This is a genomic window from Rhodococcus sp. P3_B8 (assembly GCF_056402775.1).
Map to the genome: position 1 here is coordinate 37283 of NZ_JBFUGT010000018.1, position 23181 is coordinate 60463.

The 23181-nt window shown below is 61.3% G+C and carries 12 protein-coding genes and 5 pseudogenes; 3 read left to right on the forward strand and 14 right to left on the reverse strand.

Annotation, left to right across the window (positions count from 1 at the left end; all coding sequences use genetic code 11):
• Nucleotides 1-5: 5 nt before the first annotated feature.
• Nucleotides 6-1205, forward strand: a complete 1200-nt coding sequence (locus AC1D1G_RS10065; protein WP_477951899.1) for an NAD(P)-dependent malic enzyme — start codon at nt 6-8, stop codon at nt 1203-1205.
• Between the two features lie 63 nt (nt 1206-1268).
• On the opposite strand, the pseudogene AC1D1G_RS10070 reads toward AC1D1G_RS10065, so the two are convergent.
• A pseudogene (locus AC1D1G_RS10070) lies at nt 1269-2117 on the reverse strand (FecCD family ABC transporter permease).
• 258 nt (nt 2118-2375) lie between these two features.
• Here AC1D1G_RS10070 and AC1D1G_RS10075 point away from each other — a divergent pair.
• Nucleotides 2376-3058, forward strand: a pseudogene (locus tag AC1D1G_RS10075) (NADP(+)-dependent, decarboxylating phosphogluconate dehydrogenase); the annotation flags it as partial.
• Nucleotides 3059-3467: 409 nt separating this feature from the next.
• Here the strand turns inward: AC1D1G_RS10075 and AC1D1G_RS10080 are convergent.
• The 3 genes from AC1D1G_RS10080 to AC1D1G_RS10090 form a co-directional block, all read right to left on the reverse strand.
• Nucleotides 3468-3830: a cupin domain-containing protein gene (locus AC1D1G_RS10080; RefSeq protein ID WP_477951901.1), complete on the reverse strand. Its 363-nt coding sequence runs from the start codon at nt 3828-3830 to the stop codon at nt 3468-3470.
• Nucleotides 3831-4045: 215 nt separating this feature from the next.
• Nucleotides 4046-4483 (reverse strand): flavodoxin domain-containing protein, encoded by a 438-nt coding sequence (locus tag AC1D1G_RS10085; protein WP_477951902.1) that lies wholly within the window; start codon nt 4481-4483, stop codon nt 4046-4048.
• Nucleotides 4484-4495: 12 nt separating this feature from the next.
• Complete coding sequence (locus AC1D1G_RS10090) at nt 4496-5797, reverse strand: ferredoxin--NADP reductase domain-containing protein (RefSeq protein WP_477951904.1); 1302 nt, start codon at nt 5795-5797, stop codon at nt 4496-4498.
• Nucleotides 5798-7026: 1229 nt separating this feature from the next.
• Between AC1D1G_RS10090 and AC1D1G_RS10095 the strand changes: the two genes are divergently transcribed.
• Complete coding sequence (locus AC1D1G_RS10095) at nt 7027-8286, forward strand: MFS transporter (protein WP_477951905.1); 1260 nt, start codon at nt 7027-7029, stop codon at nt 8284-8286.
• Nucleotides 8287-8336: 50 nt separating this feature from the next.
• Here the strand turns inward: AC1D1G_RS10095 and AC1D1G_RS10100 are convergent, their stop codons facing one another.
• The 10 genes and pseudogenes from AC1D1G_RS10100 to AC1D1G_RS10145 all read right to left on the reverse strand — a co-directional run bounded on the left by AC1D1G_RS10100 (nt 8337) and on the right by AC1D1G_RS10145 (nt 22980).
• Nucleotides 8337-8618 (reverse strand): Mu transposase domain-containing protein, encoded by a 282-nt coding sequence (locus AC1D1G_RS10100; RefSeq protein ID WP_477951906.1) that lies wholly within the window; start codon nt 8616-8618, stop codon nt 8337-8339.
• 87 nt (nt 8619-8705) lie between these two features.
• A pseudogene (locus tag AC1D1G_RS10105) lies at nt 8706-8821 on the reverse strand (IS481 family transposase); the annotation flags it as partial.
• 198 nt (nt 8822-9019) lie between these two features.
• A pseudogene (locus tag AC1D1G_RS10110) lies at nt 9020-9235 on the reverse strand (transposase); the annotation flags it as partial.
• A 46-nt stretch (nt 9236-9281) separates the two neighbouring features.
• Nucleotides 9282-11225: a tyrosine-type recombinase/integrase gene (locus tag AC1D1G_RS10115; RefSeq protein ID WP_477951907.1), complete on the reverse strand. Its 1944-nt coding sequence runs from the start codon at nt 11223-11225 to the stop codon at nt 9282-9284.
• Entirely contained in the window at nt 11222-12283 is a 1062-nt protein-coding gene (locus tag AC1D1G_RS10120) for a tyrosine-type recombinase/integrase (RefSeq protein WP_477951909.1), read from the reverse strand. The genes AC1D1G_RS10115 and AC1D1G_RS10120 overlap by 4 nt, the downstream gene beginning before the upstream one ends.
• 115 nt (nt 12284-12398) lie before the next feature.
• Nucleotides 12399-13436 (reverse strand): annotated as a pseudogene (locus AC1D1G_RS10125) (IS256 family transposase); the annotation flags it as partial.
• A gap of 372 nt (nt 13437-13808) precedes the next feature.
• Complete coding sequence (locus AC1D1G_RS10130) at nt 13809-15992, reverse strand: N,N-dimethylformamidase beta subunit family domain-containing protein (RefSeq protein WP_477951911.1); 2184 nt, start codon at nt 15990-15992, stop codon at nt 13809-13811.
• Nucleotides 15993-16990: 998 nt separating this feature from the next.
• Nucleotides 16991-20266, reverse strand: a complete 3276-nt coding sequence (locus AC1D1G_RS10135; RefSeq protein ID WP_477951912.1) for an NAD-glutamate dehydrogenase domain-containing protein — start codon at nt 20264-20266, stop codon at nt 16991-16993.
• 10 nt (nt 20267-20276) lie between these two features.
• The gene (gene eno / locus AC1D1G_RS10140; protein WP_477951914.1) at nt 20277-21554 is read right to left on the reverse strand and encodes a phosphopyruvate hydratase; all 1278 of its coding nucleotides are present in this window, start codon (nt 21552-21554) and stop codon (nt 20277-20279) included.
• A 22-nt stretch (nt 21555-21576) separates the two neighbouring features.
• Nucleotides 21577-22980, reverse strand: coding sequence for a glycerate kinase type-2 family protein (locus AC1D1G_RS10145; RefSeq protein ID WP_477951915.1), 1404 nt, complete (start codon nt 22978-22980; stop codon nt 21577-21579).
• Nucleotides 22981-23181 lie beyond the last annotated feature (201 nt).

A 23181-nucleotide genomic window follows, 5' to 3' on the forward strand; every position in this document is an offset into this window, starting at 1 on the left:
ACCCTATGACTGCCCTACCTACGGCGACCGCCAACATATCCGACAGCGACATCTTCCGTGGCCACATCGGTGGGAAGCTGTCCGTCGAGTTGACCTCCCCGCTCGTCACGCAACGTGATCTGTCCATCGCGTACACACCCGGGGTCGCTCAAGTCAGCCGCGCGATCGCAGGCGACGCCTCTCTGGTCAAGAAGTACACCTGGACCGACAGACTCGTTGCGGTCATCACCGACGGATCCGCGGTACTCGGACTCGGCGACATCGGCCCACGCGCATCATTGCCCGTCATGGAAGGCAAAGCTGCGCTCTTCAAGAACTTCGCAGGACTCAACTCGATCCCGATCGTCCTCGACACCAACGACGTCGACGAAATCGTCGAGACCATCGTGCGGCTACGTCATAGCTTCGGAGCCGTCAACCTTGAGGACATTTCCGCGCCCCGCTGCTTCGAAATCGAGCGTCGGGTCATCGAGGCACTCGGCTGTCCGGTGATGCACGACGATCAGCACGGCACTGCGATCGTCGCGCTCGCCGCTCTCAACGGTGCCGCGAAGTTACAGGGCCGCAGTACTTCCGGGTTGAAGATTGTCGTCTCGGGTGCAGGTGCTGCCGGCGTCGCGTGCGCAAACATTTTCCTCGCCGCCGGGATTTCGGACATCGTCGTGCTCGATTCGAGGGGGATTGTTTCCGCCGACCGCGGTGACCTCAATTCCGTCAAAGCAGACCTAGCGACCCGTACGAACCCCCGCGGACTATCCGGAGGAGCGGCCGAAGCGCTCGCAGGCGCGGACGTGTTTCTCGGGGTGTCGGCGGGTCAGATCGACGAAATCTTCATCGCGTCGATGGCGCCCGAATCCATCGTGTTCGCGCTGTCCAACCCCGACCCGGAAATTCGACCCGAGCGCGCCGCCCTCTACGCGTCCATCGTCGCGACGGGGCGCAGTGACTTTCCCAATCAGATCAACAACGTTCTTGCCTTCCCCGGCGTGTTCAAAGGCGCACTCGACGCTGGAGCACGCCGGATCACCGAAGGCATGAAGCTCGCCGCTGCCGAGGCAATCCTCTCGGTTCTCGGTGACGAGTTGGCTGCGGACAAGATCGTACCGAGCCCGCTCGATCCACGCGTCGCCCCAGCCGTTGCGGCCGCAGTCGCAGCAGCAGCGCGCGGCGACGTCGATAATCGAAATGACTATTTCGCCGGGTAGGGGAGTGCCGGGTGACGTCGTCGAGTCCCTCCTCGCCGCATCGAACATCGTGTGCGTGCAACGTCATCGACCTTTCCTCCGTCGAGCCATTATCACGATGAACGCAGGCACGCCGATCAACGCTGTCTCCACTCCTACAGACAGCGGAGTTGGCGCGAGGGCGGCTCGCGATACGGCGTCGACCCGCGCCATGAAGATCGCCCCGATGATTGCCGTCGCGGGAATGAGCCTGCTGTGATGCGAGCCGACGAGGAATCGGGCTGCGTGGGGCAGCACCAGTCCGACGAAGCCGATGGCCACTGAGACGCTGACCAAGGTGGCCGTGATCAGCGCGGCCACCATCAGCAGTGCCATTTGAACTTTCTTGACGTTCATTCCGAGCGACGACGCGATCCCGTTGCCGAATGCGAACGCATCGAGCACGAGCGCGTAGTCGAAATAGATCATCGCGCCCGCACCGACAACCGTTACGCACAGTGCAACGTCGTTCCATCGGTCTCCCTCGAGTGAACCGAGGAGCTAGAACATCACTCCGCGCGTTTCGTCCGAGTCGGCAAAAGCGAAGAGCACGAAAGAAGCGAGCGGGGGAACCACTGGGTGCTGGCCCCGGCGAGGATCACTTTGTCGTTGCCTGCCGCCGGCCAACCTCGCCAGGAGCAGCACGAGGGCGAAGGCGACGAGCGCTCCGATGACCGCGCCACCCGACAGGCCCAGCGCGGCTCCGCTGATGCCGAGCACACCGACGATGACAGCTCCTGTCGACGCGCCCGAGGAGATCCTGAGCACGAATGGATCGGCCAGCGGGTTTCTCAGTAGGGACTGCATGATGGCGCCGCAGAACGCTAGGCCGACGCCGCACGCGGCGGCTACCAATGCGTGCGCGCCGCCGACGGTCAGAATCGTGGGGCGCAACCACCGCGCGGCCGGAACGCTGTCGATGCGTTTCGTCGACCGTGCGGTAAGTTGGCCGGTCAGGACGAAAGTCCCAACATCTGCAGTCCGTCGGCGAGCTTCTCGACGCCGTCGACCATCCGGATGGACGGGTTCAGTTCCGCTCCGTGCAACGAGATGTATCGCTTGTGCTGACTGCCTGCATGGTGTTGGTGGTGCCCGGATCGGATTCCAGAAACGCGGTGTTGTCGGCGAGAGGTCACCGGTGCGAAGTAGGTCGACGCCAAGCCTGGCAAGCCGCTCGTCGACGCGCCCGTGCAGAAGGGTACGGGGCGCCGGACCGTCAGAGCCGCTCTCGACCTCGGGGTGCCCGTCACCGGCATCGCCGGAGCCGTGTTCGCCCATGCACTGTCCGGATCGCGCAGGCAGCGTGAAGCCGCCGTCGGTCTTGCATCCGGGCGCGCTGGCCGACAAGCCGTCCGATGCCGAACAGTTCACGCACGACATCTGCCGCGCGCTGTACCGGTCGAAGATCGTCGCGTATGCGCAGGGATTTGACCAGATCGCTGCGGGCAGCGTCGAACAGGACTGGAACCTCCACCCGGGCGACCTCGCGATGATCTGGCGTGGGGACTGATCATCCGTGCTCGCGCGTCCTCAACCGCATCAGGAGGCGTACGACTACAACGCCGAGCTTTCCAGCCTCGTCCTGGCGCGTATTTCCGCGAGGCGATCGAGAACGCGTTCGACAGCTAGCGCCGTCGACAGCCTCACTGGGTATCCCGGTACCGGCGTTCGCATCGTCCCTGGCCTACTATGACGCGATGCGCGCCGAGCGTCTACCGGCCGCGTTGCGCCAGGGTCAGCGCGATTTCTTCGGCGCGCTCACCTACGAGCGCACCGATTCCGAGGGCAAGTTCCACGCAATGTGGATCGGCGAACGTTCCGAGGTGCAGGCGTAGCCGAGGCGACGCGGTCGAGACGAGCCGTAGATCCCGTCCGGGATCCACGGCTCTCCGCTTTCGGTCTCACGAGTGGCTGACGCCGCCGTCTTACCACCCGGAGGCAGACCGAGAACCGGCTGCACAATGGTCGACGAGAAGTTGCCCTCTCAGGGAAGGGCACCTTCGCAGGCTCTCCTGACGACCTGGACAGCGCGCTGGGGCCCAGGCGGATACACCTGATTCAGCTTCGTCAATCACTCGTCGGCGCGTTCCAAGTCAACGCCATAGAGACTGAGCAGACAGCTGCTGCAGCGTAAGCTTGAACTGCTCAACAGCGTCAATGCCGACCCGCTGCAAACGATTCATTGATGCGGAACGCTGGGATTCGATCTGCAGTCCGCGTTGAGCTTAGCCGTCAGTTAAACCTTCAGAAGACGGTGTAAACTTTCAAAACAGTTTCATGTAATTCCCACGTCCCTGCCCAGCCTTTCGGAAAGATGGCGCTGTCGCCGACCTTCAGTTCGAAAGCCTCGCCTCCGTCCTTTGTAACCGTCATTCGGCCCTTAAAGATGGTGAACGATTCGTTTGCCTCGAACATCCACCGTGACAGCCCCGCGGCGCACTTCCAAATACCGAGTTCCGCCGATCCCTCACCAGACCAGAATTCTTTACCCTCTGTGGCCATCGGCGCGCCCGTTGCTTCAGGCAGCGGCCCCCAGTCATCCAGGGTCACCGAGCTCGGATCGGGAATTATTGCTGCGGTCAGCGACTGCAGGTAGTTCGCGGTCATGATGATCCTGTCTATATTGTTCAAATTGTTTCGCGTTCGGCCCAGCCGATAATCTCGTTTAAAACGAAGTGCGGCGCGAACTTATTTTTTCGTGCGCATCGACGCAACCTGACTTCTTACTTCCAGGTACGTCCTATTTCCACTTAAAATTGGCAGAAGACGACTGGTCGTTTCGATCAACGATGCTCAGCAAAATTGCCTTCAATTCTAGCTCGTCAGAATGTGCTGCGGATCCAGAATGTTGCGGTATCGGAAGGATCAATGCCGCTGCTGGCGTCATGCCTACCGGTTTCGCCGATCTGCGTTGCGCCCAAATCAGCTACGGCCTTCACCAGGGTCGTAATGCCATTATTGTAGGTGTCGTAGCTGCTATCTCCGAGCCCAAACGCAGCAAATCGCGTCGAAGACAAGTCGGGTCGATTCTTCACAAGCGCGTCATAGAATGGTATCGCTGTGTCAGGAAGGTCGCCTTCACCGTAAGTCGACGTGACAACGACGACCATCTGCTGTCCGCGAAGATCGTCGACTTTATACTCTTCCATATTATGCACCGTGCCGGTAAATCCGAATTCACCTAGAGTATTCGAGATCTCGTCAGCAACCATTTCGGCGTTGCCGGTTTCGGTTCCGAAAAGGATGGTGGCCGTATTCATTCGTCCGACTCCCTATGATTGTAGTTCCGCCTGAAATTCACCGCGTATGGCATTTTCGCGATGTGTAGGGTCTGTTATGACTGACGTAGACGCGATACGCAACATTCGTTCCCGATCGGTGACCTTGCGTCGACAACGGTCGGGGGGAGCTGACTTCTGCTCGAAAGCCTCGATTTGTTGCCAGTCCGTGAAGGTAACCACATCGCCAAGCAGTACCTCGGCCGCAGCGAAGCCCGGTCGCCCGGCGCTCAGTCTCCCGCTCGCGACATCCGCCACGATGTTGTCAACAACTCGTCGAGCGTCCTTGCGGTTCTCTGGAATGGCACCCTGTGCTCCACGGTTTAGCCATCCCACTCGATAGACGTTGGCCCCAGACCAGTCCGCGTTCGGGCAACACTGATTGTTTGGAGAACCATTTGTGAAGCCGATCGCCGTGACCACGGAGTCAACGGCAATTTCGATCATATTATTTATTCTCGACTGCCTGCTCGCACGTAAAATCATATGGTCGTCGGCGCTTGCGATCGCGTCAGGAACCAGCTGAAAGTGTAGGCGCACATTTGTGCGCGGATTCATCGACGGAATTGATGTGGCGTCAGTTTCGGTGAAGGGTCGCAATAGGTCAGCAGCGGGGCCGTTATCGCGGTCATCCAGCCCGGTAACCGTCACATCAATGTTCGGTAAGGAAAGAAGTTCCCGCATCATGGCCAGGTCGAATTTGGCTTGAGACACCGTGGATCGGCTGATCACGTGGATATTTGAAGGTCTCGCAGGCCGGAGTTGCTCGAAGAGTTCGTCGTTGATGTCGGACCCGTGAAGGTCTTGGGGGTCCTTCGACAACAGGCGAACGACATCGATGGCGACGTTGCCCATGCCAACTACGGCCAGGTTCCGTCCGAGCGCCGCATATCGGCCGTCTGAGTTCCTGGGTATTACTTCCATCGGGTAGCCGTTAAACGCTCGAAGTAGGGCGCCGGCGCCAATTACCTGAGTCCCGTCCTCTTGTGGGATATCCAGGGGTCGATCGTGGGGTAGTCCCGTCGCAAGTACAACGACATCGAAACAACTCGCCAATTTAACAAAGTCGATGTCTTCGCCTACTGATACGTTGCCGGCGAACCGAACACCGTCACGAGTGAATAACCGGTCGAACTGACGCGTTACGTTCTTTGCGCCTTGATGATCGGCGGCAATCCCATAACGAACGAGACCATAGGGAGTCGGTAGGGACTCAAAAATGGTGATCACCGAACGTGGCAGCGCTTTGGCTAGGAACGCCGCGGCGTAACAACCTGACGGGCCGCTACCGATCACTGCTATCGTAAGCTCCGGTTCGTACGAATTTTTGCCGCACATTTCGGACACATCAGTAGATGCGGGTGAGACTATTGAACGAACTTTAGCAAAACTATTCCCGTGAGTCATTTCTGCCCTTTTGCGGTCTGAGACATACGAGCTGCGTTGAAGTCGGGAGCCGTCTCCAAAGGTATGTTCGCGGATACGGCTGACATGAAGGACGGCGTTCGGTGTCCCCAACCGTAGGGAGTCTGTTACCCACGACACATCTGACAATGTGTCAGACGAATCATTCAAGTTCCCGGCAGCCTGTGGTGCGACCCCTGTGGAGGTTTTTGTCGGGGCTTCCGGTCGCAAAGTTCCGCAAAGTTGATTCGCGAATGCCTTCAACGAGTCTGGGGATCAACGGTCGACCGATGATGTCGCGCCTTCCAGTCCTGGTTAGAACGGTCGCCCGATTGCTGGTTGCTTCTCAAAGGTAAGCGTAGGCTGGTCGCAACTCGTCGCAGCTCGTCGTGAATGAGCCAGTTAATGAAGTGTGCGCTCGGGAGGGCGTTGATCGCCCGTCAATCAGGCAGACTCAATGTGACCATCTTGCCCCCCTTGGCACCAGTGCCAGTACTTCAACGTTCGATCCGGCTGGAGGATTCGATCGGGCGCGGCAACCGATCAGTGCCCGACAGACTCCGATACTCGACCAGATTAGATACAGGTGCCGCGCCGGGCGACGTAGACCGGGACTGGGTGCGTTTACCGACGGAAAGCAGCCAGCGCGAAGGGATGTGCGTTTCGCACACCCAGACACTCTGTGCGAAGTACGACATCATCGGTTCGCTCGACTCGTTACTCTGCCTACAGTGCATCACCGGGCGCGAGACTCGCCAGGTCAAGCCATGGACAGGACGCTATAGCGCCGCCGCAGTTTGCGCACAGCCTCAGGAGTCATCGACCACACCTGCGTACCGAGTTTCCGTTCGTGTGTGTCCACATAGCTAGTGCGTGGGCTGAGCACACAGGGATGGCTTCAGCGCCGTGCACAAGACAGCGGCATTTCGGGCGTTCATTTCATGCAAGTTCCATACGTTCTGTCATCTAAAACGCAATCCTCATTGACACTTCGGTGATGCCGCAGGGGCTGTCGGAGGTTCAACCTTAGGAGCAAAATCGATTCGTGCAGGTTGACCTTCTAGCGCGGTGGGACCCTGCTTGGACCAAATCCTTGAGGTCCGGTTCGCGAAGGGAGCGACATGTCGAATAACAGATGGACGAACCTGTCTGTGGCATACCTGGCGCTGGTTGGCGCATTTTTGCCTTATGTGGGGTGGAGCCCAAGCTTGGGCTCCATCAGCGAAGATCTGGGTTTGAATTATTCGCAGGCTGGCGGAATCTCGTCGATCACAGGACTCGTTGCAGGCGCAATGATCCTCATCGGCGGCGTCGTCGCCTCCCGCTGGGGATGTAAGAACGTCATTCTTGCAGGTCTGGCCGCAGGGGTCATCGGGCAAGCAGTCTTCGCTATGTCCAGTGGCTTCGGTCTCGTGGTTGTCGCCAGAGTGCTGGCTGGCGTCTCCGTCGGATTTCTGTGGGTCGCCACATACACCATGGCAGTGAACTGGTTCAGAGATCGGCAAGAGACCGGCCGTGCAGTGGGCGTCATGTTGTCTGCAGATGGAATGGGTGCTGTCCTAGGTCTCTTTGTCTTCTCGACGGTTCTGGCAACATTCGGCTGGCGTATGGGCCTTGCCGTTCAGGCTGTGTGCTTGGGCGCCGTTCTGATCGTCGTGCTGGTCGTGTCGAAGAATGCACCCGCACCCGAAAGCGAGCTTGCGGCGGCAGGAGAAGTAGAAGTCAGTCCTGGTACGAGCGATCTCGTACGATCGATGTTTCACTGCTTGAAGAACCGCAACGTGCTGACCGCGCTTTTATACTGGGTCGGCGGAGTCGGACTGTTCTCTGTTATCGCGAGCTGGATGCCGGCAATTCTTGTCGAGGACGCGGGGATGTCCGAGTCCTTGGCTGGGTTCATATCTGCCCTGTTTTCCATAGCCGGTTCCGCTGCGGCGCTTTCAGTACCGTCTCTTGCCGAACATTGGGGGAACAAGAAGAAGGTCGTTGTGGTCAGTGGAATTGTGACCACCTGCTCCCTTGCTGCAATGACGCTCTTCCTTGCAACCGAGAACTATCTGGTGGTAGCTCTGTTGGTTCCAGTGATCGGCCTGGGGGTTTATGCGGGAGAATCGCTGACTCTGGCCACGGCGGTAGAATCCGTCGACGCACGATACTCAGGGCTGGTCAATGGCATCATCGTGGGGACGCCTTGGCTCGTCAGCGGGTTTGCTTATCCGTATATTCTGGGAGCTGTCAAGGACACGACAGGCAGCTTCGTTCAAGGATTCCTCACATTGACCGTGGCAACTGTCGTGCTGTGCGCTCTGAGCCCACTTCGCATCAAGGAGTCTTCGGCCGTTTCTGCGATGGCGTCTGAGGCAGAGAAGCCAGGGGCGTAGTGGCGCTTACCATTTGCGCGCGTCCACAACTCAAACGTAGCGGATTTATACTAAATCGACCGGGCGGTCCAGTCTGATGGTTCACACCTTCCGTACACCCAATCGGTCGGGCTAGAAGTACGTGGATCGATGCGTTTCGACCAGCTTCGAGGCAACGCCTCTCGACGTCCGTAGCGCGGTGCGAGCGGAGGCAAATCTTGGGTGTCGGCTGTCACTGCGGCGGAGGTGAGTTCGGGTGGGACGGAGTATCGGTTGCCGCGGTATGAGACCAGTGGTTGCCGGGAGAACACACGTGCGGTTGACAGAATTGCCGAAAGCGCAGTCGCCGGCACCGGATGTTGTCCTTCGGCTCCGGCGAAGGTTGCAACCGATGTCTTGCGTCTTTCATCGGGCGCTGGCGGGGTGGAGAACGCGAATCACATCCGATAGCGGCGCAGAACCGCTTCGACGTTGGATCGGGCCAGGTGCAGGTGATAGCCGATGCGGTGTGACCCCAGCGGCGGGTGAACCGCAGCCCGACGATCCGCCGTTCGGTTACGAGGGCCTCGAGTGGTCGGTGGTGTGTTGTGGTACCCACACCGGTACCCGAGGCCCTCGCCTACTTCACGCTGCCACGCCGTTTACAACCTCCCTGGGAACTAGTTAGCTCCTACTACCGGACCTGTGGCCTTTCCAGCCCGTTGCCGGATAGCGCCCCGCGGGGTGGTGGGCTTTGAGGGTGAATCCTCGGTGCCTACTCGCCACGGTTGATCGCGGCGATGGTCCCAGTATCGCCGGTGGGGCCCAGCAACGCCATCGACCCCTCGGAGAGGTAGCGGCGCTCGCCGGACTGCCACTCATCGTGCATGTCGGCCAGGACTGCACCGACGAGTCGGATCACGGCCGCCTCGTTCGGGAAGATGCCTACGACACGGGCTCTGCGCTTGATCTCTTTGTTCACCCGCTCCATTAACCGGCCTTCGCGTGTGGGTCAATCGCAGACTGGCGATCTGGAGTTAGCGGTCGAGCCGGTGGAGGTGATCGGTCAGGGCGTCTGCAACGCGGTGGTGGCGAGCAGCTTCGTCGGGCCAGCCGCGGTCGCAGGCATCGGCTTCGAGTGCCTGGACGTCGGTGCGTTGCGCCTCGAGCGCGTCGCGGAACTCGGGTCCGGTGACGAAGTTGTCGCAGGTCTCGCAGATGTTGGCATAGGGACAGGCTCCGGCCGCTTCGTGCCGAGAACAGTAGCCATGGGCAACACGGGTTTTGAGCATCTCGCTGCCGAGCCAGCTGACGGTGTCGGGAACGATCGGCTTGCCGACCGGGGTAAGGGTGAACCGGCGGCGCATCTTGCCCATGGCCTGGTCGTAGGCGTCGCGCAACGTCGGCGATGCCAGGGTGGCGTAGCGGAGAGTCATCTGAGGAGTGACGTGCCCGAGCAGCGCCATCAACGCCTGCAGGCTCATACCGGCATTGGCGAGCTCGGTGGCCCAGGTATGCCGCAGCTGGTGCGGGGTGACAATCAGGGGCCCGCCGCCAGTGCCGCGCAACCCGGACCGTTCGACGGCGGCGAGCAGCCCGTTGCGCAGCCGGGTCTGGCCGAGTCGGCGGCCGTGCGCGACGAACAGGAAATCGGTCAAAGCTCCGGTGCGCGGATGCGGCAGTGGTCGGCAGACGCCGCGTTGGGTGGTCCACTCGTCCAACGCCGCGACGGTGGCGGCCGAGAGCGGCACCATGCGCTCGGTCGCGAGTTTGCCCAGCGGCACCTTCAGCCAGGTCCCGGCCGGGCCGTAGTCGACGACGCTACCGAGCTCGAGATCGAGCAATTTCCCGTCCCGCAACCCCGCCCCGCGGAGCACCGTCAACCCGATGCGGGCGAACGAATCCTCCAACCCGGCAACAGCGTTCATCACCGCGCCGTCGACGTCGGGTGCCAGTGCGCGGGGCAACGGTTGGTCGAGCTTGGGGACGTCGGCGGCGAAGACCAGCCGGCGCGGCGGCGCCTGCTCCCAGCCCCATTCGGTGAGATCGTCGAGTAAGTTGCGCAGGCTCAGCACCGTCGATTGGATCACGGCCCTCGAGATGGTGCGACCGGCGCCGGCGGCGGCGCGTTGGCCACGCCAGGTGCGGGTGCGGTTCCAGACGAGGAAGCCCTCGATGTGACTGCGGTCCAGCTCGCGCAGACAGGTCAGGTCGCGGTGGTGTGTGGTGAGGTAGTCCGCGAACGGCAGCAGGTCGTTGATCAGTGATTCGACGGATTTCGGGCGAAGCACGGCGGCTCGGACGGTCACATAGCGCAACAACGTCTCGCGGATCGCGTCGGCCATCGGAACGTCGGCGAACCGTTGGGCGTAGCTGCGGGCCCAGACGCGGCGCCGTGGTGGAATATCGACGATGCGGGCCTCGAACAGCACCTGCCGCAGACCCGCGATCCGATTGCGGTAGGCCCGCCGTGACGACGGCGGAATAGCTTGTGTTGCAGCCAATACGGCATCGAAATCGTCGACGGTGTCGTTCGTGATGCCGCTGACGAGTCCGCCATGCCAGGCGAGCAGCACCGCCAGGCACTCGCCGAGGACGGTCTCGACCCACGACGGTGTCCAGCCCAATGCCAGTCCGGCGGTCCGGGCCGCGGCGAACCCGTCCGGGTCGCGGGCCTCGATGGCACTCCCGAGTCCGGTGAGGTTCTTGACGGCGGCGAACTCGAGGTCCAGTCGCAGCTCGTCTCGCCCGATGAGGTGACACAACAGCGGCCAAGCCCCGGTGCTGCGGAGTTCGGTAAGCCGGTCCGAGGCAGGCCGGGCCATCCATTCCCGCAGATCCGGGTGCGCGGCCAGGAATGCGGTTGCGATGCGGGTGCGGCCGCGGACGGCTCTTCCTCCCAGCCCGAGGGTGGCGACGTGGTCGAGATAGTCGGCCAGCACCGTATCCGGGTCGAATACGGTCGGCCATGCCGTGGTCATCGCCGTGCCCCGGCGAGACTGGCCCGGGCGGCGCCGTATTCGGCGGCGAGCTGCTCGATCGACAGGTGCACGTACTCGGCGGTGGTCTCCGGGGACGCGTGCCCCATCAACTCCCGCAGCACCATCAGATCGATTCCCGCGGAGGCGAGTTCGGTGCCGTAGGTGTGTCGCAGCCGGTGCGGACGCACCCGACCCGCGCCGGACAGGTCCCGGTGCCGCCGGAACAATGATCGCAGCCCGGCCTCGGTCACCGGCGCCCCCACGGTGGGGCCCCGCAGCACGACGAAGCACTCCGGTGTGACCAACCCGGGTGGCCGCTCGAGGCGCAGATAGGCCGATAGTTCGGTGAAGAACACCGCATCGACCGGTACCACACGCTCCTTCGAACCCTTGCCGAGCACCCGCAGCCGGCGTCGACCGAAATCCACCTCCGCCAACCGGAGCGACCGCACCTCGGCGCTGCGCAGACCCCCGAGCAGCATCGCCCACACCATCGCCCGGTCCCGATGGGTGCGCAGCGACGAGACGAACACGTCCACCGCGTCGGCGTCGAGGGATTCGGGCAGCAACCGCGGCTGGCGCACCAGCCGGCCTCCGGCCCGGGGCCGCCCGGGCCCGAGATGCCCGAGCAAACCCCGCCCCGACGGACGTAACCCTTGACCCCGCCGGGGTGAGGGCACCGGGTTGTCGGCGCGCACCCCGGTCATCACCAGGTACTCGAACAACGCCCGCACCGCCGCGACCCGCCGGTTGATCGTCGACGCCGCCGCCGTGCGCTGCCGGCCGCGCCTCGGCGCTGCGCCGGGTCGGGGATCACGGCGCACGCCCTGCCAGTCGATCCACTCGAACACGGTCACCGGCGTCACCGCCGCCAATCCGAGATCGCGGGCGATCAGGAACCGCGCCAGGTTCAGCACATCGAACGCATACGCCCGCACCGTCGCCACGCTGAACGCACGCCCGGCCAGATGTTTGAGGAACGCGTTCGCTGCCGCGCAACCCTCCCACTCGCCGACCACCACAAAGCCGTCGTCCACCGCGTGCACCCGAACGGCCATCGCCTGCTCCTCTCCGATCGAGCCGCCACCGTCAGCATGCGCCCCATCCGGCCATCGGCCCCGGACCTCACGCCGCGGATAGAATCGTGTCGCCCGAGAGCCGGTTAACCGATCACGGATTCGTCGACCAAATCTTCGACCAATGCGCCCGCGGAAATGTGCTGAACGCCAAGACCTCTGACTTCGCCTGATCCATCAACGGACCGATCTTGGGGAACCGGCCAGCCAACTGATCACGGACCTCGTCCCACGTCGAGGCGGCGGTCGCGGGATCGGGCTGGGCGAAGATCGTGCGAAACACCGCGGCGACCATGTCGGAGTGAGACTTGGGGACATGCGCCAACAGGTTTCGCGCGAAATGCACCCGACACCGCTGATGCCCCGACCCCTGGAACGAACGCCGCAAAGCCGCGACCAGCCCGGCATGCTGGTCACTGATGACCAGTCGGACACCGGACAGGCCGCGTTTCTTCAGCGAAGCGAGGAAGCCACGCCAGAACACCTCGTCCTCACTGTCCCCGACATCGAGGCCTGGGGGTACCACCCGCTTGCGGGGGCGGACCTCACGCGCACCCTCGGCGGTGATCCCCGTGGCGACCACGACCGCCATCGACGTCACCTGCGAGGAGCTGTTGCGTACGTGCAGGTAGGTCGCGTCGAGGTAGACGTAAGGAAACGCGGTGTGGTCGAGCGAGCGGGTGCGAAATGCGCCGACGACCTCGTCGAGGCCCGCGCAGATCCGCGACACCTCGGACTTGGAAATACCCGAATCGATTCCCAGAGCCGCTACCAGGTCGTCCACGCTGCGGGTGGAAACTCCGTGCACGTAGGCCTCCATCACCACCGCGTACAGTGCCTGGTCGATCCGTCGACGGGGTTCGAGGATCGAGGGGTAGAACGAGCCCTTGCGCAGTTTCGGAATCCGCAATTGGACGTCGCCAGCCTGTGTGGCCACCAACCGGGGCCTGGCCCCGTTGCGTTCGGCGGTGCGGGCCTCGGTGCGTTCATAGCGGCCCGCGCCGATCTGTTCGGTGGCTTCGGTTTCGATCAGTTCTTGCATGACCATCCGGACCGATTCACGGATCAGATCCACGCCTTCTCCGGCACGGAATGCGTCGAGTAGCTCGGAAAGGGCAGACTGGGACAGGGCCATCGGTGGACCTCTTTCTTCGATGCGTGCTTGGCCGTACACACCGAAGATCCCGCCGATGGCCCTCTCTACGTCGGAGCCGCGCCGCTCAGCCCCAAACCCCACCACTCCACGGGACGCCTACCGTTGCCGCCCTGCAAACTGCACAGCCTCCCAGCCATCGAATGTGCTGCCCCTGAGTCCTCTTGCTGGTTTGCTTGCAGTGCGGCGCTGACATCAACCCGCGCCCGCACTGTCCGGTACTCGTATTTGGCTGCACCGATCTGGCTAACGATCATCTCCGCTGCAGCAATCATCGACGGCTTTATCCGTGGTGCAGCCATCAATCCAGCGACCGCGATGCATTGCAGGGGGTTGACCGCCCATTACAGGCGTCTAGATCGGCAGCTTTTCCGACGCAAAGCCTCGAAAAACGTTCTCAGTAAGACGGGAAACATTGTTGTCATAGGAATTGTGCGACAAACTCCCACACCAAGCTATGGATCCCACACCGAAGACGGCACCTCCGTTGGGGTATTCGATCAGAACCATATCGGCCCGGATCTCGCCATCCCAAATCGCCGACAGCTGGAACTCTTCGCTGAAGACAGCCCAGTCGTTTGTGTCGAAATCCTTGGCGCTTGCGAGAACCATTGTGTGTTCAGGTGTTCCGAGCAGTGGGTTGGTCTGGCAGATTTCGAACCCTGCCGCACCCCAGCTGTTCACCAGGCACGGAAACGCGCCGATCTGTTCGTCGTCACCGATGCCCTCGAAAATGAATGCGGCCCGCGGATCGAAGCTCGCTGGCTGCCGATCGTAGGGCCGTCCGACGCCACCGCCCTCTGCGATCGAACCGACGCCGAGCCATCTCTGAGGGGCGCGCCCACGGAAACGCCACAGACCGCCTGGCTCGCCGGTACTGCTGAGCGTGGATTCACCGGGGGCAGCGTCCCAACAGCGTTGTGCAGGTCCGCTGCGACGAATTTCTACTCCGGTGCCCGTCTCCTCGTCCAGTGCAGTAACCCAATACATACCGTTGCCAGACAAATACATGAATCGGCCCCCGCCGTTCACGTAAGCCTCACCGGCGTCGAGCATCGCTTCGGACCAGTATTCGTTGTGGCTCGCAGTCGACACCAGGCGATAGTCGTTGAGCCGCGAGACACCGTCATGGTGTAGCTCGAGGTCGGTGATGATGTCGTACTCGATGCCCTTCTCTTCGAGCCAGTCGATGAGGTGGAGGTCGGCGTTGAACTGGTGTGGAGACCCCTCGCCGAGATCGAGGAAAGGCATGTCGTACTTGGGCCGCATGTTCACGATCGGCCGCAGCCACGATGAGTAACACACACCGCTACCGTCGGTGTGCCGATCGTAGAGGCTACGAAGTCCAGTGTCGACGACATACTTGTCTTGAGGCTGTCGGGGATATCCGGGAAGCTGGCCGGAATAGACCCCGGTCGGGCCGAGCATCTGCTCGTTCGCGTACGCGAGGTAGCTGAAGACCGGAAGCAAGATTGCGATTTTGGCGCTCGGTCGGCCCAGCGGTGGGACCACGTAGAACGGTACGTAATCTTCGTGATCCCCGGAGGTGAGGTGTACCGCGTACACTCCGCTCTTCAAATCCTCGGGAACACTCCACTCGAACGAAGGGTTCCAGCCGGCGTCGGACAAATCGTCGTCGTGGAAGTGGATGGCGCCGTACTCCCCGGGAGCGTGTTTCCAGGCGAGCTCGCGGCCGGACCAGTTGCGGCCGGTGACCCCGCGCGTCGGCTTGTTGACAGTCTCGCCATCGTGACCGTTTCCCGAGGCGTCGACAACTGACCAAGTGTTGATTCCTTGGGAGAAATCCCACGAAGCAGCCGCGTCGGTCGGCGCTGCGTCACCGTCATCGCGAAGTGCTGCCAGCTCGTCGTCGTTGAGCGCGCGCGTGAAAGCCTTCGGGGCGTCGATCTTGCCGTTGTAGAAGTTGCCGACGTCGCCGCCGACGAAAGTTTCCGCAGCGATCAGCAAATCTCCTGATCCCCAGGCGCGGCCCGCGGGCATCGTTGCGGATGCGTGGCCGTCGAGTCCCGCCGTCATGCCCCAGCTCGGCTCGAGCGCAAGACGCGCGGCCCCCGAGGTGGAGTCGTAGACAGCGGATACGTAATACCACTGGCCGGCACGGACGGTCTGGTCGACGGACACCGACGCCGAACCCAGGCGCAGCGTCAGTCGACCGTCCTCAAGGCGCAGGGCAAAGCCGTCACCATCTCCTTTGGAGACAAGTGTTTGAACGGCCTTGTGGGGAAGAGTCGGGCAGATCCACATCTGAAGCGTGAAGTCTCGCGCTTCGTCCAACGCCGGACTACTTGATGCCCGCAAAAACGAACCAGGCCGCAGCTTCTGCAGGCCACCCTCGTACTCGCCATCCAGCGTACTTGCGACAGTTTCGTCTTTGTAGCCCGGTCCGGCCGGGTTCGTGTCGCCGTGGATGAGCCGGACCAGCTGGGCCGAAAAGCGTCCGGGCTCAGAGCTCACCATGAAGGTGATCGCTGCTCCCGGCTCGACACTCAACTTGTCCGCGTATCCGACAACCTTCATGCTGTTCCTCCGCTGGCTTGCTAGCTGGCCTACGGGCCCGGGCCGGGACCGTACTAATTTTCACATTGCGGGCGACGTCGTTCATTAGGTCCCGAAGATGAACTTCGAATCTGGCGCATGCCCCGGACGACGAGCAATCCCCCTCATGTAATCTATGTGGCGTGAACCACTGACGGATTGTCAACATCTCTTGTACGCTCGGGTTTAGGTATCGGCCAGGTCTGCTGGGGGGTTTGCCGAACTGGTGACGACTAATTTTCGATCTTGCTTCTCAAGTACACCGCATTGATTCCGCTGGATCGGACCGGCAACCCGACCCCGTAAACCGCTCCTGCGGCGCCCAATGTGCAATAGTTCGATGGCAAGGCACCAACAGTTATCCGAAGTCGATTTCACAGCATTCAGAATCGGACAACTCGGATCGCAGTTGCTAATTCTCTGCGAACCAGTAATCCAGTTTTCCCCTCCTTTGGGATAAAAAACTCACCCATTCGGATTGAACCGACTCGGAGACTTCAGACTTGTGTTGAGACCGTAGGGTGCGAGTCGCGTGCGCGGTGGCGTTGATTTCGACGTGTTCAGATTGCTTGCTGGCGTCGCAGCGTGGTCCGGCAGTTGAGGTTGACTCGCAGGATAGGTGTAGAAGATGGCGATCCGTAGCGCTGAGTGCATCTGGAGCCGCGACCCTGAGGGCATCACTGATCCGTGCATAAAAAACAACGGCTGTCATGCCGAAGTTGGGCAAGGTCTCTTCGGTAGGGGCCCCTCCGTATGGCGCCCATCGAAGAGCAAATTCGATCATTTCTGCGATGTATCGATCTTCCATCGTTGTGCTCACTTTCTATCGAGGTGCGGCCCGGGTTCGCGTCCTAGCAACCTCGGTCGTGACAGCACGAATCACTGTTGATGTCGGCACATGGCCCCCGAGCAGCTTGCCGCCACATCGCACAATGCTCATTCGTGCAGATCGGTCGATATGAATGTGCTTCAGGTCGGTCCTACTCTTGATGCTGCCGTTTGCCAGCGTTGGTGAGCGCACGCAGCGACCTGACTGCGACCGATATGGCACTCAAGGACGGATGTGACTCGACGCACACTTGAGCTACGGACCGGCGTGCCCGTACCGAGAGGTGGTTGGTCGAGGCTTCCCACTCCTCGAAGAGCTCCTGCAACGTGTGATTCGTTAGCGCATCGGTACTTCGCGTGGATGGGACACTGCGGGTTAACTCGCTCAGTACGCCGTAGAGATCTTCGCGCAACGCCGTCCGGGCCAGCCTGTCCCATTGGTCCGGTCGCGGCAGCAAACTGACTCGGGTCAGTAGGTAGTCGACGCGAAACTGTTCAGAGATGTAGTGGTACAGAACGGCTGTGTGGTCATCTGGTAGCAGAAGATCGTCTGCTATCTCCATGATGTCCAACAGGACGTAGCCGTCCAGATAAGCAGCTGCGGTTTTCGCCAGGTCCGGGGTCGAACCCATAGCTTCGAAGGCGAGCACATTGCGGTCGAATCGGGCTCTTTCTTCTCCCACGAGACGCGCGGGTTCGTCCGGCCAGAGCGCCGCTATTCTGGTCTTCGTCCTGCTGACAACAGTCTCCAGCGAGAAGCCTGATGGGTAGCGATTAAGGAACCAGCGGGCGGCGCGGTCGAGGAGTCGTTGTCCCTCGTGGCGAATAGAGGCAGTCAGTAGTGGCGGCAGTGTCGACTCGACGGACTTGAGCCTTTGCCTGAATTCCCTGTGTCCGAAGACGTCGATTGCGGCGATATATGCCTTGACGACCAGGTCGACCCGAGCTTCGGTTTCTTCGACGGCGCGGTACACCGCTGTTATGCCAGCAAAGTTGATGACGTCATTGGCGATCTGGTTGACCACGATCTCGCGGCCCAGGGGATGGTCCATGATAGCGGTAGGCATGACCTCGCCGAGGTGCGCTGGGAAGTAGCCGCGCAGGGTTACAGTGAAGGCGGGATCGCAGCACACGTCGGTTTCTGCCAGTGCGTTCTTCAGGTAATTCTTGGCACTGGCCATGAGGACAGCAAGTTCGGGGCGTACCAATCCCAGCCCTGTGCTTTCGCGTTGAGCCAGTTCTGATTCGGTGGGCAGTGTGTCAAGTGTTCGATGCAAGTAGCCGGTTTCGGTCAAGTGATGCATCAACCGGCGGTGCAAGGGAAGATTTTCAGATGCGCGGTGCACTTCCATGGTGAGCAGGACGTTCTGGTCGTAGTTATGACTGAGGACAGCTGCGGCTACGTCGCCAGTCATGTCACTGAGAAGATCGTCCGTCCCGTCGGAGGTTCGGGTTTCGCCGGTGATGCCGGAGCTGAGTGCAATTTTGATGTTGACTTCGTAGTCACTGGTGTCGACTCCGGCTGAGTTGTCGACGGCATCGGTGTTGACGTGGATCCCTGCAAGAGCCGCTTGAATTCGTGCTGCCTGGGTCAAGCCCAAGTTGCCGCCTTCGCCGATCGCACGCACTCGCAATTGACCCGCGTCAATACGAACTCCGTCGTTGCTCCGGTCTCCTACCTCTGAATGAGACTCGGGGCCGGCCTTCACGTATGTTCCGATTCCGCCGTTCCAAAGCAGATCGGCGGGGCTCGACAGAATGGCACGGATGAGCTCGGCTGGGGTTAACGAAGTAATGGTCGGAGTCAGGCCCAGGGCGGCTGTTGCCTGGTGTGAAAGCGGTACGGATTTGGCCGTGCGCTCAGCTACTAGTCCACCCTTGCTAAGAAGGCCGCGGTTGTAGTCGGCCCAAGACGAGCGCGGCAACGATGCCAGGCGCTGGCGTTCGGCGAAAGCCTCGCGAACGGGCGGATTCGGGTCGATGAAAATGTGACGGTGATCGAACGCGGCAACGAGCCGCAGGTGCGGTGATAGGAGCATGCCGTTGCCGAAGACGTCGCCGCTCATGTCGCCGATACCAATCGCCGTGAACTGGTCACGGCTTGGATCGATACCTAGTTCGAGTAAGTGGCGCTCTACCGACACCCAGGCACCGCGAGCGGTGATGCCCATCGCTTTGTGATCGTAGCCGCGGGATCCACCGGACGCGAAGGCGTCGTCGAGCCAAAAGCCGTAGGCGCGAGCGACCTCGTTCGCATAATCGGAAAATGTTGCTGTGCCCTTGTCGGCCGCCACAACGAGGTATGGGTCATCTTCGTCGTGACGTACGACGCGAGGCGGGCCGACTATCGCGGTGTCGACGCGGTTGTCGGTGACATCGAGAAGGCCTGCGACGAACTGTTTGTAAGCTTCCCGTCCTTCGTTGATCCACTCGTCCCGGTTGGCGACCGGTGGTAGCCGTTTAGGTAGGTAGGCGCCTTTAGCTCCGGTGGGGACGATCACTGCGTTCTTAGCCACCTGAGCTTTGGCCAGTGCGAGCACTTCGGTGCGGAAGTCTTCTCGTCTGTCGCTCCACCGAATGCCACCGCGTGCAACTTTGCCAAAGCGCATGTGCACGCCTTCGACACGAGGGCTGTATACCCAGATTTCAGCGGCGGGTGCCGGCTGAGGTAGGCCGGGTATCCGCGATGGTTCGATCTTGAAGCTGACCCGTGACGGAACAGTGCAGCCGTCGGTCAGTTGGAACGCGTTGGTTCGGACGGTGGCTTTGATGATCGCCAGTACCGATCGCAGTATGCGGTCCTCATCGAGACTAGCGACGTTGTCGAGACCGTCGACGAAATGTCCGGTGTGGGCTTCCTCGTTGTGTTTCCTGGTTGTCGACACGAGACCGCTGTGGAGATCCGGGTCGAACCGTTCTTCGAAGATGCGGATGACCAATGCGCTTAACCTGGGGTGCGACGCCAGCACATCGCAGATGTACTGCAGCGAGAACGCAGCTTGGGTCTGACGCAGGTAGGCCGCGATCGCGCGCAGCCAGGTCACTTGTCGCCACGTCAGTCCGGCGGTCAGTACCAGAGCGTTCAACGCATCGGACTCGCACTCTCCGGTCCACACCGCTCGGATGGCTTCGATGAAGTTCTCGTCCAGTTCGTGGCTATTACTGGTGGCTTCACTCCACTGCGTGGCGTCCCGCGACCGGACGCCGAGATCAATTTCGTAATTCGTGTTCTCGGGGGCCTCAATCTCGCCGGCCCGCTCGTCGATCACTTCGAGCCCGAATGCGGTGAACAGAGGTAGCAGGTCGGACAAGGTAGGAATGTAGCCGCTGAGAATTCGAACGCGAGCGCCATCGTGTCTCGATGAAGGTTCGCGGTAGAGCTTGATCTCGAACGGATCGGCGCCCCCATCGCGAGGTGTGAATGCCATGTCTGGATCCTTAGACCTTGACCAGTGCCGAGACGTCGGCCATGGAGCAGTTGGGTACCGAGTCGGCAACGCGAAGCAGGAAGTTGAGTTTTTCGATGCGTTCGCCGGATCGCGGAGCACCGTTCTTCTGGAACGGCACACCGAGTCCGACCGAAAGATCCATCACCACGTCGTCGATGACGCCACCCGAACGGCCCGACGGAATGGCCAGAAGACCACGGTCTTGCCCATAGGAGTAGCAGTCCAGCGCTTCCGAGATCGTTCCGACCTGATTTGGCTTGAGAATGAACCCGTCTACCGCAGAGAGCTCGACTGCCCGTTCGAGACGCTCACGGTTGGTGACGATCAGATCGTCGCCGAGAATGATCGTCTTGGGAATTTCGGCGACTGCCTGGGTGTATCCGTCCCAATCATCCTCGTCGAGAAGGTCTTCGACGAAGACGAGCGGGAACTCCTCGGAGAGCTGGCGGGTGTAGTCGATCAGTTCGGCCGAGGACACCCGTCGACCGTTGAGCTCGTACGTGTGGGCGGTCTTGTCGTACATCTCCGACGATGCGCAGTCCAATGCGAATGCCATGATGTCGGAGCAACCGGCGCGATCAACCGCTTCTGCAAGTATCTGCAGCACTTCGCGCGGATCAGCGGACGGAGCTGCGTACCCGTAGGACGAGGCGACCTGGGGTTTATGGCCGATCTTTTCGGTGAGAAGTTGATCGAGAACCTTGAAGACCTTGACGCTTTTCTCGACGGCCTGTTCGATCGATTCGGCTTTATGCGGCATGACCAGGAACTCATTGAACGGTTGGGTCAGGTCGCCGTACCGGCCGCCGTTGATCATGTTGAAACTTGGCACCGGGACGGTACTGACCGGTGGAAGCCCCATCAGATCCGCCACGTAGGTATAGGTCGGCACGCCGGCGGCGGCGGCGGTGGCGCGCAGCAGGGCGATCGATGTGGAGTAGATGGCGTTGCTGCCGAGTTTGCTCTTGTCCGACGTGCCGTCGAGGTCAATCATCTTCTGATCGAGCACTCGCAGGTCGAGTTCGGCACCTACAAGCGCGGGCGCGATGTGGTCGGTCACCGATGCCACGGCGTGGTGCACGCTCAGCCCGTCGTATTCGGCGGGATTTCCATCACGCAGGACGAACGCTTCGTGCACTCCCACCGAGCTGCCCGTGGGTGCTGCGCCGAGCCCGACGTGTCCGGTGTCGGTGCGAATTTCCACCTCGACCAAGGGGCGGGTCTTGGTATCGAGTAGTTGGCGGGCGATGACAGATGTGATCTTCATGGCGTTTGTCTCCGGGGTTGCATCACGCGTCGAGCGGGGGAACGTACAGGATGTTGAGGTCGCACAGATTGGTGCCGGTATTGCCGGTGATCACCGCATCGCCGAGCGCGGTTAACGCTTCGTGTGTGGCGTGCCCACGCAGTGCCGCGTGCAGATTGACGCCGGCCTCGCGAGCGCGGGCGTAGCTGGTCGAGTCGCAGAGACCGCCTGCAGCCGAGGTCGTTCCGTCGGTTCCCTCGGAATCGATGGAGAGCATCGCCGCACCCGGGGTGCTCGCCGCGGCAATCGCGAAGGCCGCAACGAGTTCGTGTCCTGGCCCGCCGCTGCCGGTGATGAGGCTGTTGTCGAGGATTTCGGTGGTGGTCTCGCCCGCCGACACGAGTACACACGGGGCGGCGATCGGGTTGCCACTGGCCTGGATCTCGCGTGCGATGGACGCGAAGAACGTTCCAGTGTCCTTGCTTTCACCTTCGAGGAATGAACTGACGATCATCGCCGGCAGACCCAGTTCCGCGGCAGCTTCCTTGGCGTATCTCACCGAGTCGGGAAGGGTGTTCAGTAGGAAATAAGTGTTGCGAGGAAAGGACTTCGGGGTTTCTCCCTCATCTCCGACGTTCGTCAGGTATGTCACGATGCTGGCCGGCAAGCGATCGGCGAGGTCGTAGTTCTCGATCACAGCCCGGGCGTCGGCGAGTGTCGTGCGATCCGGACCGATGGGGGTGGACGCGTAGTTGGCGTACGGGACACCGATATCTGTGGTCGGTGGTGTGCCGATGGCGTCGGAGATTCCGAATCCGATGAGTTCTGCCCCGACAGCGTCGATTCGTTTGGCGAGCATCCCGCCGTTCATTTGTGAGATGTGGCGACGGATCGCGTTGATCTCGTAAATGCCCGCGCCGCTCTTGAGCAGGACGTCGGTGGCGTCCATTTCGTCTTGCAACGTGATGCCGTCGATCGGGCAGCTCATCAAGGCCGACGAGCCGCCGGAGATGACGGCAATGAACAGATCGTCCGGGCCGGAGGAATCGACCAGATCCAAGATTTCACGTGAGGCCTGGTAGCCAACCTCATTCGGGATCGGGTGTCCCCCGACATGCACCGTGGTTCGATTGAATCGGTCGGTTTCCTCGGCCACCTTGACGATGGCGATGCCGTGGGTGAGGCGGTCACCCAAGACTTCGTCGACCGCCATGGCCATGTGGTTGCAGGCTTTTCCAGCCCCGAGGAGGTACACGTTTCGTTTGGTGGACAAATCCCAGGTACGAGTACCGATGGTGAGGATGTCACCGTCGAGACGCATGATGGACTTGATGCGTTCGTAACCGTCCAGTCGCGCCAGCACTCGGTCGGTGACCGACAAGACGATCTTTCGCGATTGAGTGTCGCCGAGGCCGACGAGATGGTCGAGATTCCTGATTTTGCTCATCCGTTGAACCCTTTCGTGAACAGGAAGCATCGGAACGCGGTCGTGCTCACCCACCGAGAGGGCTCTCACGCGTTCGATTGGAATGTGTGGGGCGGTTCGTACCGTCCCCGGCGCGCGGTTGTTGACTCAAAGTCGTCACCCGCAGTACAGAGCCGAAACCGGCCGAGCCAGTGAACGGTGTGGGTTTCGGTCTTTTCGGAT

Coding starts and splice junctions, on each gene's coding strand:
- AC1D1G_RS10120 (WP_477951909.1), bottom strand. CDS start 12,283: ATGGCCGTTCGGGTGCACGCGGTGGACGACGGCTTTGTGGTGGTCGGC.
- eno (WP_477951914.1), bottom strand. CDS start 21,554: ATGAAGATCACATCTGTCATCGCCCGCCAACTACTCGATACCAAGACC.
- AC1D1G_RS10080 (WP_477951901.1), bottom strand. CDS start 3,830: ATGACCGCGAACTACCTGCAGTCGCTGACCGCAGCAATAATTCCCGAT.
- AC1D1G_RS10085 (WP_477951902.1), bottom strand. CDS start 4,483: ATGAATACGGCCACCATCCTTTTCGGAACCGAAACCGGCAACGCCGAA.
- AC1D1G_RS10145 (WP_477951915.1), bottom strand. CDS start 22,980: ATGAGCAAAATCAGGAATCTCGACCATCTCGTCGGCCTCGGCGACACT.
- AC1D1G_RS10135 (WP_477951912.1), bottom strand. CDS start 20,266: ATGGCATTCACACCTCGCGATGGGGGCGCCGATCCGTTCGAGATCAAG.
- AC1D1G_RS10065 (WP_477951899.1), top strand. CDS start 6: ATGACTGCCCTACCTACGGCGACCGCCAACATATCCGACAGCGACATC.
- AC1D1G_RS10130 (WP_477951911.1), bottom strand. CDS start 15,992: ATGAAGGTTGTCGGATACGCGGACAAGTTGAGTGTCGAGCCGGGAGCA.
- AC1D1G_RS10095 (WP_477951905.1), top strand. CDS start 7,027: ATGTCGAATAACAGATGGACGAACCTGTCTGTGGCATACCTGGCGCTG.
- AC1D1G_RS10115 (WP_477951907.1), bottom strand. CDS start 11,225: ATGACCACGGCATGGCCGACCGTATTCGACCCGGATACGGTGCTGGCC.